This is a genomic window from Pseudomonas sp. Sample_9 (genome assembly GCF_004307535.1).
In the GTDB taxonomy this organism is placed as follows: domain Bacteria; phylum Pseudomonadota; class Gammaproteobacteria; order Pseudomonadales; family Pseudomonadaceae; genus Aquipseudomonas; species Aquipseudomonas mercuritolerans.
In genome coordinates, this window is record NZ_RAZO01000100.1 from 1 (window position 1) to 10,759 (window position 10,759).

Consider the following 10,759-nt stretch of genomic DNA (forward strand, 5'->3'; position numbering starts at 1 on the left):
TTCGCCGGGCGGCGCGCGGCTGTTGGCCGAAAAACTGCGCCAGACTGTGGCGGCGTTGAAGATTCCGCACAACACACCGGCCGAGGGCTCCAGTCTGACCATCAGCATTGGTCTGGCGACCATGGTGCCGCAGGCGGGGAGTGACTGCCGGCTGCTGATTTCGGCGGCGGATCGCGGGTTGTATCTGGCCAAGAACAATGGGCGCAATCAGGTCGGGATCGAGTAACGGCCGTTGCCCTCACCCCAGCCCTCTCCTGGAGGGAGAGGGGGCCGACCGAGGTATCTCGGGCCAGACATCGACCTGAGAGATCGCAGCGATTATGGATCTTCAGGCTTGGCGATCACGGATTCGGTGAAGCCATTCTATTCGGCGTATGTTTCAAATATCCCCCGATCGGTCCCCTCTCCCTCCGGGAGAGGGCTAGGGTGAGGGCAGCAATCTCGGCCCATTCACCGCCAGACGGGCTGCCGCGACAGCCTGTTTACGTTATACTCGCCGGCTTTCAAAAGTTCGCCAACGAGTGCTGCCCGTCATGGAAATCAACCCGATCCTGAACACCATCAAGGACCTGTCCGAGCGCTCCGAAACTATTCGGGGGTATCTTTGACTACGATCAAAAGCATGAGCGTCTGACCGAGGTCAATCGCGAGCTTGAAGATCCGAGTGTCTGGAACAAACCTGAATACGCCCAGGAGCTGGGCCGCGAGCGTGCCGCGCTGGCGCAGATCGTCGACACCCTCGACGAACTGAACGGCGGTCTGGCCGATTGCCGCGACCTGCTGGACATGGCCGTCGAAGAAAACGACGAAGGCGCAGTGGGCGATGTCGTCGCCGAGCTGGCCCGTCTCGAGGAAAATCTGGCCAAGCTGGAATTCCGCCGCATGTTCAGCCATGAAATGGACCCGAACAACGCCTACCTGGACATCCAGGCCGGTTCCGGCGGTACCGAAGCGCAGGACTGGGCCAACATCCTGCTGCGCATGTACCTGCGCTGGGCCGACAAACGCGGTTTCGACGCGACCATCATGGAACTGTCCGCCGGTGAAGTCGCCGGGATCAAGGGCGCGACCGTGCACATCAAGGGCGAATACGCCTTTGGCTGGCTGCGTACCGAGATCGGCGTGCACCGTCTGGTGCGCAAGAGCCCGTTCGACTCCGGCAACCGTCGCCACACCTCGTTCTCCGCGGTTTTCGTCTCGCCAGAGATCGATGACAAGGTGGAAATCGAAATCAACCCGGCAGACCTGCGGATCGACACCTATCGTTCCTCCGGTGCCGGTGGTCAGCACGTAAACACCACCGACTCGGCCGTACGTATCACCCACGTACCGACCAACACCGTGGTCAGCTGCCAGAACGAGCGTTCCCAGCACGCCAACAAGGACACCGCGATGAAAATGCTGCGGGCCAAGTTGTACGAGCAGGAAATGCAGAAGCGCAATGCGGCCTCGCAGGCGCTGGAAGACACCAAGTCGGACATCGGCTGGGGTCACCAGATCCGCTCTTACGTGCTCGATGCCTCGCGGATCAAGGATCTGCGTACCAACATCGAACGCAGCGATTGCGACAAGGTGCTCGATGGCGACATCGATGAGTACCTGGAAGCCAGCCTGAAATCCGGCCTGTAACACCCTCTGTGGGAGCGGGCTCGCCCGCGATCCCCAGCCGAAGGCTGGGGGCAACGAACCTGATGGAATACTTAAAGACATGAGCGACCTACAACTCGACCCGCAAGCCCTGCAACAGGAAGAAAACTCCCTGATCGCCCTGCGCAAGGAAAAGCTTGCTGCCGAGCGCGCCAAGGGCAATGCCTTCCCGAACGACTTCCGCCGCGACAACTACTGCGATGCCTTGCAGAAACAGTACGCGGACAAGACCAAGGAAGAGCTGGCAGAGGCTGCAATCCCGGTCAAGGTTGCCGGTCGCATCATGCTCAACCGTGGCTCGTTCATGGTGATCCAGGACATGACCGGGCGCATTCAGGTCTACGTCAACCGCAAGACGCTGTCCGAAGAAACCCTGGCCGCGGTGAAAACCTGGGACATGGGCGACATCATTGCCGCCGAAGGCACCCTGGCGCGTTCCGGCAAAGGCGACCTGTACGTTGAAATGACCAACGTGCGCCTGCTGACCAAGTCGCTGCGCCCGCTGCCGGACAAGCACCACGGCCTGACCGACACCGAACAGCGCTACCGCCAGCGTTACGTCGACCTGATCGTCAACGAAGACGTGCGCCAGACCTTCCGCGTGCGTTCGCAAGTGATCGCGCACATCCGCAGCTTCCTGATGAAGCGCGACTTCCTCGAAGTCGAAACGCCGATGCTGCAGACCATTCCCGGCGGCGCTGCGGCCAAGCCGTTCGAAACTCACCACAACGCGCTGGACATGGAAATGTTCCTGCGTATCGCACCAGAGCTGTATCTGAAGCGTCTGGTGGTTGGCGGTTTTGAAAAGGTCTTCGAGATCAACCGCAACTTCCGTAACGAAGGCGTTTCGACTCGTCACAACCCTGAATTCACCATGTTGGAGTTCTATCAGGCGTACGCCGATTACGAAGACAACATGGACCTGACCGAAGAACTGTTCCGCGAGCTGGCGCAGCTGGTGCTGGGCAGCACCGACGTGCCGTACGGCGACAAGGTGTTCCACTTCGGCGAGCCGTTCGTGCGTCTGTCGGTGTTCGACTCGATCCTCAAGTACAACCCTGAGCTGACTGCCGATGATCTGAACGACATCGACAAGGCTCGCGCCATCGCCAAGAAGGCCGGCGCCAAGGTGCTGGGCTTCGAGGGGCTGGGCAAATTGCAGGTGATGATTTTCGAAGAACTGGTCGAGCACAAGCTGGAGCAGCCGCACTTCATCACTCAGTACCCGTTCGAAGTGTCGCCGCTGGCCCGTCGTAACGACGAGAACCCGAACGTCACCGACCGCTTCGAGCTGTTCATCGGTGGTCGTGAAATCGCCAATGCCTACTCCGAGTTGAACGACGCGGAAGACCAGGCCGAGCGCTTCATGGCGCAGGTGGCCGACAAGGACGCCGGCGACGACGAAGCCATGCACTACGACGCCGACTTCGTCCGTGCGCTGGAGTACGGCATGCCGCCAACCGCCGGCGAAGGTATCGGCATCGATCGTCTGGTGATGTTGCTGACCAACTCGCCGTCGATCCGCGATGTGATCCTGTTCCCGCACATGCGACCGCAAGCGTAAACGTTTCAGTTAAAAAGCCGCCTAAAACAGGCGGCTTTTTATTGCCTGTCTGGTACAAATGTATCAATTGGTTAATTTGGCATTAGTAGAGGAAGTGCTGTCGTGATGGGTGCATTAGCTCAAGAAGGTGCAGCGGGTATCGCCACTGCGGTCGCTGAAAGTGTTCAGTACCAGGGCCGCAAGGCCAGCCGACAGGGCAGTGAGCAGCGTCGCCAGGACATTCTCGACGCCGCGATGCGCATTGTCGTGCGCGACGGCGTGCGTGCCGTGCGCCATCGTGCGGTCGCGGCGGAGGCCGGCGTGCCGCTGTCGGCGACCACGTATTACTTCAAGGACATCGATGACCTGCTCACCGATACCTTCGCCCAATATGTTGAACGCAGCGCGGCGTACATGGCCAAGTTGTGGATCAATAACGAAGGGCTGCTGCGCGAAATGGTGGTCAGCGCCGACGGCAGCCCGGAGTCGCGCTCGCAACTGGCCGATGACATTGCGCGATTGATGGCCGATTACGTGCACCGGCAACTGATCAACCGCCGCGAGCATCTGATGGCCGAACAGGCGTTCCGTCAGGAAGCGCTGCTTAATCCGCGTCTGGCCATTCTGGTGCGCTCGCATCAGCAGATTCTGCTGCAGGGCACCTGCCAGTTGTTCCAGGTACTGGGCTCGCGTGAACCGCAGCAGGATGCCAAGGTGTTGACGGCGATTATCGGGCGGATGGAATATCAGGGCCTGCTCAACGACGCCGAGCCTCTGGCCGAAGAGGACATGCTCGGGATTCTGACGCGGTATATGCACCTGGTGCTGGCGTCGGTCTAGCGTTTGACGCTAAACCCTGTGGGAGCGAGCCTGCTCGCGAAAGCGCTCTGATATTCAACATCTCCGTTGTCTGACACAGTGCATTCGCGAGCAGGCTCGCTCCCACAAAGGCCTCAGCGCCTATGATTGGCTACGTCACGTTTTCTACAGGAGTTTCGGGTGGACGATTACCAGCAGACGATACGCATGTTGTCCGATCGCATTGTGCTGGCGCAGACGCCGATCCGCGTGCTCGATGCGGTCAAGTGGGACGACAACGTGCGCAAGGGCTTTCTCAAGGCCAAGGGCAAGGAAATGCCGGCGGTGGATCGCGACTACTACCTCAACCGCCCGCTGTCGTTCGACTCGAGCCAGGTCAAACTGGAATTCCAGAACATCGAGCGCGACATCACCCGCCAGCTCGGCCAGTTCAACCCGGTCGGGCAGATCATGCGGCGCATGTGCAAGGAATACCGCATGGTGGTGCGCATGCTCGAAGCGCGTGGCACCGAGGACTTCGGCCTGATCTCGCAAGAGCTGTACGGCGCGGCGTCCGATGCCTTCCACGCCGGTGACCCGACATTGGCCGACCTCGGCCTGATGATGTCCGACTACCTGAACAACATCGACGGACGCGGCGATCTCAAGGACGAGCCGAAGATCCTCACCGCCAAAGACGCGGTGCACCTGCTGCAAACCCGACTGAACAAGGTATTCGGTGAGGCCGAAGAGACGATTCGCGTGTTCGAGTCCGACGGCATCGTCGCCGACGCTGCGGCGGGCGCCGACTACATCAAGATCCGCACCGATGCGCTGTTCAACGACCGCGACGTCCGTGCATTGGAAGTCCACGAAGGTCTGGTGCACGTCGGCACTACGCTCAATGGCTTGAATCAGCCGATCTGCACGTTCCTGTCGAAAGGCCCGCCCTCGTCGACGGTGACCCAGGAAGGCCTGGCGATCCTGATGGAAATCATCACCTTCGCCTCTTACCCGAGTCGCCTGCGCAAACTGACCAACCGCACCCGTGCGATTCATATGGTCGAGGAGGGCGCGGACTTTTTGCAGATCTACGAATTCTTCCGCGAGCAGGGTTTCGAGATGGCCGAAAGCTACGGCAATGCCAGCCGGGTGTTCCGTGGCTCGACGCCGACCGGTCTGCCATTCACCAAAGACTTGTCCTACCTCAAGGGCTTCATCATGGTTTACAACTACATTCAGTTGGCCGTGCGCAAAGGCAAGCTTGAGCAGATTCCGTTGTTGTTCTGTGGCAAGACCACACTGGAAGACATGCGGACCTTGCGGCAACTGGTGGACGAAGGCCTGGTGGTGCCGCCCAAGTATTTGCCGGACCAGTTCCGTGACTTGAATGCGTTGTCGGCGTGGATGTGTTTCTCCAACTTCCTCAACCATTTGAGCCTGGACCGGATTGAGGCGGATTATTCCAATATCCTCTAGACCCAGCACCGAACCCCTTGTGGGAGCGAGCCTGCTCGCGAATGCGATTTCACCTTCAACATTGATGTTGGCTGATACACCGCTTTCGCGAGCAGGCTCGCTCCCACAGGTTTGATTTTTGTTCAGCTCTTTTGCGAGGTTTCACCGGATGAGAATCCTCGGCATCCTATGCCTGCTCTTGACCCTCGGCGGTTGCAGTTCGCTGCTGTTCTACCCCGAACCGGGTCAGGTCTTCACCCCTGACAAAGCCAAGCTTGAGTACCGCACAGTCACTCTGATTACCGCTGATGGCTTGAAACTCAACGCCTGGTGGCTGCCGGCCAAACCTGGCGTCGAGGTCAAAGGCACGGTCCTGCATCTGCACGGCAACGGCGGCAATCTGCCGATGCATCTGGGCGGCAGCTGGTGGTTGCCGAAGAATGGTTATCAGGTGCTGCTGGTCGACTATCGCGGCTACGGTTTGTCCGAGGGCAAGCCGAGCCTGCCGGCGATCTATCAGGATATCGATGCGGCCTTCGCCTGGCTCGACAACGCGCCGGAGGTCAAAGGCAAACCGCTGGTGCTGCTCGGACAGAGTCTGGGCGGTGCGATGTCGGTGCATTGGCTGGCGCAGCACCCGGAACGGCAAAAACAACTCAAGGCCCTGGTGCTGGATGGCGTGCCGGCCAGTTATCGCAGCGTCGGCCAATTCGCCCTCAGCACTTCGTGGCTGACCTGGCCATTGCAAGTGCCGCTGTCGTGGCTGGTGCCGGACGGCGACAGCGCGATCAACTCGATGGCGCAGTTGACCGGCGTGCCCAAGCTGATCTTCCACAGCATCGACGATCCGCTGGTACCGATGGCCAACGGCATTCGCCTGTATCAGGCAGCGCCGCCGCCGCGCGTGTTGCAGCTGACCCGTGGCGGTCATGTGCAAACCTTCGGCGACCCGGTGTGGCGTCAGGTCATGCTGCGCTATCTCGACGACCCCGAACACTTCGACGGCCTGCGCCGCCTCGGCGAAATCCCCAACTATCCGCCGCCCCCGAATTCCGAAGATGAGACCCCGCAATGACTGAAGAACGTAATGCCATCCCGCTGATCATCACCGGTATCTGCAGCATCCTCGGCACCGTCGGGGCGCTGTGGTACTACGGCTACCTGCATTTTGCCAAGCCGGAGGACGCGTTGTTGCTCAGCGAATTCACCATGCTCAAGACCGTGCCGGGCGAGGACTACAAAGTCTCGCTGACACCCGCGCCGCAAGTGGCGCAGTGCATCGATGGCGTGCTGGTGCTGTTCGATACCGAACAGAAAGGCCTGACCGGTGTGTTGATCAACGCGCAGAAAAAAGCTGTGCGGTGTATGGGCGAAGAGACTCCGCAGAAACTCGAGAAGTGATTCTGCAGGTTCAGCCCTCACCCTAACCCTCTCCCAGAGGGAGAGGGGACTGACCGAGGTGTTTGTTTAAGCTACGTCGACCTGATCCATAGCGCCGAACACAAGTTTTGAAAGCGACACAAATCGGCTCCCTCTCCCTTGGGAGAGGGCTGGGGTGAGGGGCTACGATGTCTGCTCCCACAAAAAAGCCCCGCCTGATCAAGTCAGGCGGGGCTTTTGCGTTACCGGGTGGAGCTTAGTTCGAGCTCACCGAAGAACGCGGTGCTACTGGCTGGTTGTCGTTGGAAATGGTCACTTCCACACGACGGTTCATCGCACGGCCCGAGACGCTGCCGTTATCCGCTACCGGGTACTCCTTGCCATAACCCTGAGCGACGATGCGCGAAGGGTCGACGCCCATCTTGATCAGAGCCATCTGCACGGAAGTCGCGCGGCGCTCGGACAGCGACTGGTTGTAGCTCGCGGTGCCGGTGCTGTCGGTGTAACCCTCGACGATCACTTTTCGATCCGGGTTTTCCTGGAGGAATTGCGCCAGTTTGTTGATGTTCACCAGGCCGCTGGATTTCAGATCAGCCTTGTTGGTGGCGAACAGCACGTCACCGAAAGTCACCAGCGTGCCGCGATCGGTCTGCTTGGCGTTGAGGCTGTCCTGCAGCTGTTTGATCTGCTGGTCACGGGCATCCAGACGGGCCTGGGCACGTTGGGCTGCGGCGTTTTTCAGGTTGTTTTCAGCGGTGCGCAGAGCGATGGTCTGCTTGGCCACTTCGACGCGCTGGTTGGTCAGGTAAGCCAGTTGGTCAACCTTGGCTGCGTCTTCTTTGTCCAGATAAGCCTTGTCGGCCTTGTCCAGGTAATCGCTGGCGTCTTTGGTTTCCAGTGCCGCGACTTTGCTCGCCTGTGGGTTGGCCTGCAGGCCGGCGTAGTTGGTGCGCGCCTGTTCCAGGTTCGGGTTAGGCGGGGTGGAGCAGGCAGCCAGTGCAACGCTTGCGGCCAGAAGAGCGGGAATCATCAGTTGCTTACGCATAATTTGTCGTCCTTTCTATCGGTAAGAGTTTCAGCTTTGCGGTCGGGATGCGCGCTTACTGCACAGTGCGCTGGCTTTCCTGACGCAGTTCCTGAACACCTTTCTGGGAATCCTTCACAGCCTGTTCGGCCTTGGCGGCCTGAGCCTTGCGTTCAGCGACGCGAGCGTCCCATTCAGCCTGTTCGGACAGGCGACGGGCCTCGTCATACTTCTTGTCGTGCATGGCGATTTCAGCTTGTTTCAGTTTGTCCTGAGCCTGCTTCATTTCCACCGCAGCAAATTCGGTACCGCCAGCGCTGACGGCGCTGTTGACGGCCGATTGGGTCACGGCGTACTGCTCGGTCGGAGGATTACCGGCGCAACCGGCCAGTACGAAGCTGGTGCCGATGGCCAGAGCGGCCAGTTTCAGACCGCGCAGGTGGGAAAACGAGGTTTGGGTTTTCATGGTCTTCAACTCCATTAGGCATCTCCTGAAAATACAACTGAATCCATCCTGGCAGAGGAGGCGAAAGCATCGCTTGTAGACGCGAATTGAAACGCTCGTTCCAGGCGTGGTTACCTGTTCCGACCGGCGGCATTTTTGAAAAGTTCAGAAAAGATGGCCTATCGCCAAAAATTAAATTGACCGTTTGGACAAGGCTCTGGAACGGGAACTTTGGGGCTTTGGAGCGGTACGCGCGGGTGCAATCTGGCCGTTGATAAACCAATTTGCGATCTGGAATACAGCCTTTCTGGGAGCGAGCCTGTGTCAGCCAGCGCAAATGCTGGATGAAAATCCGCATTCGCGAGCAGGCTCGCTCCCACATTTGTGATGTGTGTCGGATCAGTGCTTCTGCTTGTTCTCAGCCGAGGACAAATCATGCAAATGCCGCCGCGACAACGCCAGAAAACGCGGCGTCGGGCCGACATCCTCATACAGCGGATCACCTTCCTCATCCGTCGCCACCACGGTCGAACCCTTCACATACGGCAGGCTCGCTTCGAACTCCTCAAGCGCGGCGCCGATCAGTTCGCCGAGCAGTTCCTCGGGATGACGTTTGGGATACATCTCGGCAATTGCCGCCAGGCGCGCGGCGGACTCGACGTCCAGATGAATCGTGTAGCCGGTGTCGGTCAGGCGACCTTTGGCGTTTTCTTCCCAATGCTGGGCGAGTTCACGAATTTTCATGATGACCTCATTTAGCGCCTGCTGATGGCAGGCCTGGGTGAGTATCCGGCAGCGCCGGCGGCGGGCCGTCGTACGGCTTACTGTTGAGACTGGCTTTCGCGCGCAAGGTTTAAGTCGATTCGTCGCCTGCTTGTAAGAAGCGGCGCAGAGCGGCACTCTCTGGCAAAGCATTCGTTTCTGCGCTGTCCCCGATTACCGCTGGAGAACTGCTGATGACCGATATTGATGCACGCTTGCGCGAAGATGTTCACCTGCTCGGAGAGCTGTTGGGCAACACCATTCGAGACCAGTACGGCGAGGCGTTCCTCGACAAGATCGAGCAGATTCGCAAGGGCGCCAAGGCCGACCGGCGCGGCTCGATGGACGCTGAACTGAGCGCCAGCCTCAATCAATTGAGTGAAGACGAATTGCTCCCGGTCGCTCGCGCCTTCAACCAGTTTCTCAATCTGGCCAACATCGCCGAGCAGTATCAGTTGATCCATCGTCGCGAGGAGTCGCAACCGGCGCCGTTCGAGTCGCGGGTATTGCCGGAACTGCTCGCGCGCTTGCGCAGCGAAGGTCACAGCGGCGAATCCCTGGCCCGGCAACTGGCGCGGCTGGAAATTGAACTGGTGCTGACCGCGCACCCGACCGAAGTGGCGCGACGCACGTTGATCCAGAAGTACGATGCAATCGCCGCGCAACTGGCCGCGCAGGATCATCGCGACCTGACCAGCGCCGAGCGCGAGCAGATCCACAGCAAACTGCAACGGCTGATCGCCGAAGCGTGGCACACCGAAGAAATCCGCCGCACCCGACCGACCCCGGTCGATGAAGCCAAGTGGGGCTTTGCGGTGATCGAGCATTCGTTGTGGCAGGCGATCCCCAACCATATGCGCAAGGCCGATCAGGCGCTGTTCGCCGCCACGGGCCTGCGCTTGCCGCTGGAAGCCGCGCCGATCCGTTTCGCCTCATGGATGGGCGGCGACCGTGACGGCAACCCCAATGTCACCGCCGCCGTCACTCGCGAAGTCTTGCTGCTGGCGCGCTGGATGGCCGCTGATTTGTATCTGCGCGATGTCGATCACCTTGCTGCCGAGTTGTCGATGCAGCAGGCCAGCGATGCGCTGAAGGCCAAGGCCGGCGACAGCGCCGAACCTTATCGCGCGGTGCTCAAACAATTGCGCGAACGTCTGCGTGCGACGCGCAATTGGGCGCACGCTGCATTGACCGCGCCGACCCCGGCCACCGCCGATGTGCTGCACGACAATCGCGACCTGCTCGAGCCGTTGCAGTTGTGTTTCAACTCGCTGCACGAGTGCGGCATGGGCGTCATCGCCGACGGGCCGTTGCTCGACTGCCTGCGTCGGGCGGTGACGTTCGGACTGTTTCTGGTGCGCCTCGATGTGCGTCAGGATTCAACGCGGCACAGCTCGGCGATGACCGAAATCACCGATTACCTCGGCCTCGGCCGCTATGAGGAATGGGACGAAGAGCAGCGCATCAACTTCCTCACCGAGGAGCTGAGCAACCGTCGACCGTTGCTGCCCGCGCATTTCAAACCATCGGCGGATACCGCCGAAGTGCTCAACACCTGCAAGGAAATCGCCGCCGCGCCCGCTGCGTCGCTGGGTTCCTACGTGATCTCCATGGCCGGCGCCGCTTCCGACGTGCTCGCGGTGCAACTGCTGCTCAAGGAATCCGGCGTTCTGCGGCCGATGCGCGTGGTGCCGCTGTTCGA

11 protein-coding genes are annotated in these 10,759 nt (G+C 60.1%); 8 read left to right on the forward strand and 3 right to left on the reverse strand.

The genetic code is table 11. The annotated features are described in order from the left end of the window. The 7 genes from D6877_RS05225 to D6877_RS05255 all read left to right on the forward strand — a co-directional run. The coding region (locus D6877_RS05225; RefSeq protein ID WP_130910082.1) for a diguanylate cyclase at positions 1 to 226 on the forward strand (226 nt) is incomplete at its 5' end. Positions 227 to 533: 307 nt separating this feature from the next. Then, positions 534 to 1,629, forward strand: a protein-coding gene (gene prfB / locus D6877_RS05230; protein WP_099758102.1) for a peptide chain release factor 2 whose coding sequence is annotated in 2 segments (ribosomal slippage) — positions 534 to 605 and positions 607 to 1,629 — 1,095 coding nt in all. Because the reading frame shifts where the segments join, the coding sequence is not laid out codon by codon here. 79 nt (positions 1,630 to 1,708) lie between these two features. Next, a complete protein-coding gene (gene lysS, locus D6877_RS05235) occupies positions 1,709 to 3,211 on the forward strand; it encodes a lysine--tRNA ligase (RefSeq protein ID WP_024011743.1) in 1,503 nt (500 codons plus the stop codon). Between the two features lie 105 nt (positions 3,212 to 3,316). Further along, on the forward strand, positions 3,317 to 4,030 hold the full coding sequence (locus tag D6877_RS05240) for a TetR family transcriptional regulator (RefSeq protein WP_016771505.1): 714 nt from the start codon (positions 3,317 to 3,319) through the stop codon (positions 4,028 to 4,030). 186 nt (positions 4,031 to 4,216) lie between these two features. Then, the gene (locus tag D6877_RS05245; protein WP_166554750.1) at positions 4,217 to 5,467 is read left to right on the forward strand and encodes a flavohemoglobin expression-modulating QEGLA motif protein; all 1,251 of its coding nucleotides are present in this window, start codon (positions 4,217 to 4,219) and stop codon (positions 5,465 to 5,467) included. A gap of 148 nt (positions 5,468 to 5,615) precedes the next feature. After that, on the forward strand, positions 5,616 to 6,521 hold the full coding sequence (locus D6877_RS05250) for an alpha/beta hydrolase (RefSeq protein WP_130910083.1): 906 nt from the start codon (positions 5,616 to 5,618) through the stop codon (positions 6,519 to 6,521). Further along, complete coding sequence (locus D6877_RS05255; protein WP_122699369.1) at positions 6,518 to 6,847, forward strand: hypothetical protein; 330 nt, start codon at positions 6,518 to 6,520, stop codon at positions 6,845 to 6,847. Before D6877_RS05250 ends, D6877_RS05255 begins: the two co-directional genes overlap by 4 nt. Positions 6,848 to 7,082: 235 nt before the next feature. Here the strand turns inward: D6877_RS05255 and D6877_RS05260 are convergent, their stop codons facing one another. From D6877_RS05260 to D6877_RS05270, 3 genes are all read right to left on the reverse strand, one after another. Then, entirely contained in the window at positions 7,083 to 7,871 is a 789-nt protein-coding gene (locus D6877_RS05260; RefSeq protein WP_024011746.1) for an OmpA family protein, read from the reverse strand. A 55-nt stretch (positions 7,872 to 7,926) separates the two neighbouring features. Next, positions 7,927 to 8,331 (reverse strand): DUF4398 domain-containing protein, encoded by a 405-nt coding sequence (locus D6877_RS05265; protein WP_024011747.1) that lies wholly within the window; start codon positions 8,329 to 8,331, stop codon positions 7,927 to 7,929. Between the two features lie 363 nt (positions 8,332 to 8,694). Beyond that, on the reverse strand, positions 8,695 to 9,039 hold the full coding sequence (locus tag D6877_RS05270; RefSeq protein WP_042606952.1) for a hypothetical protein: 345 nt from the start codon (positions 9,037 to 9,039) through the stop codon (positions 8,695 to 8,697). Between the two features lie 212 nt (positions 9,040 to 9,251). Between D6877_RS05270 and D6877_RS05275 the strand changes: the two genes are divergently transcribed. Continuing rightward, on the forward strand, positions 9,252 to 10,759 hold a 1,508-nt coding region (locus tag D6877_RS05275), incomplete at its 3' end, for a phosphoenolpyruvate carboxylase (RefSeq protein WP_130910084.1).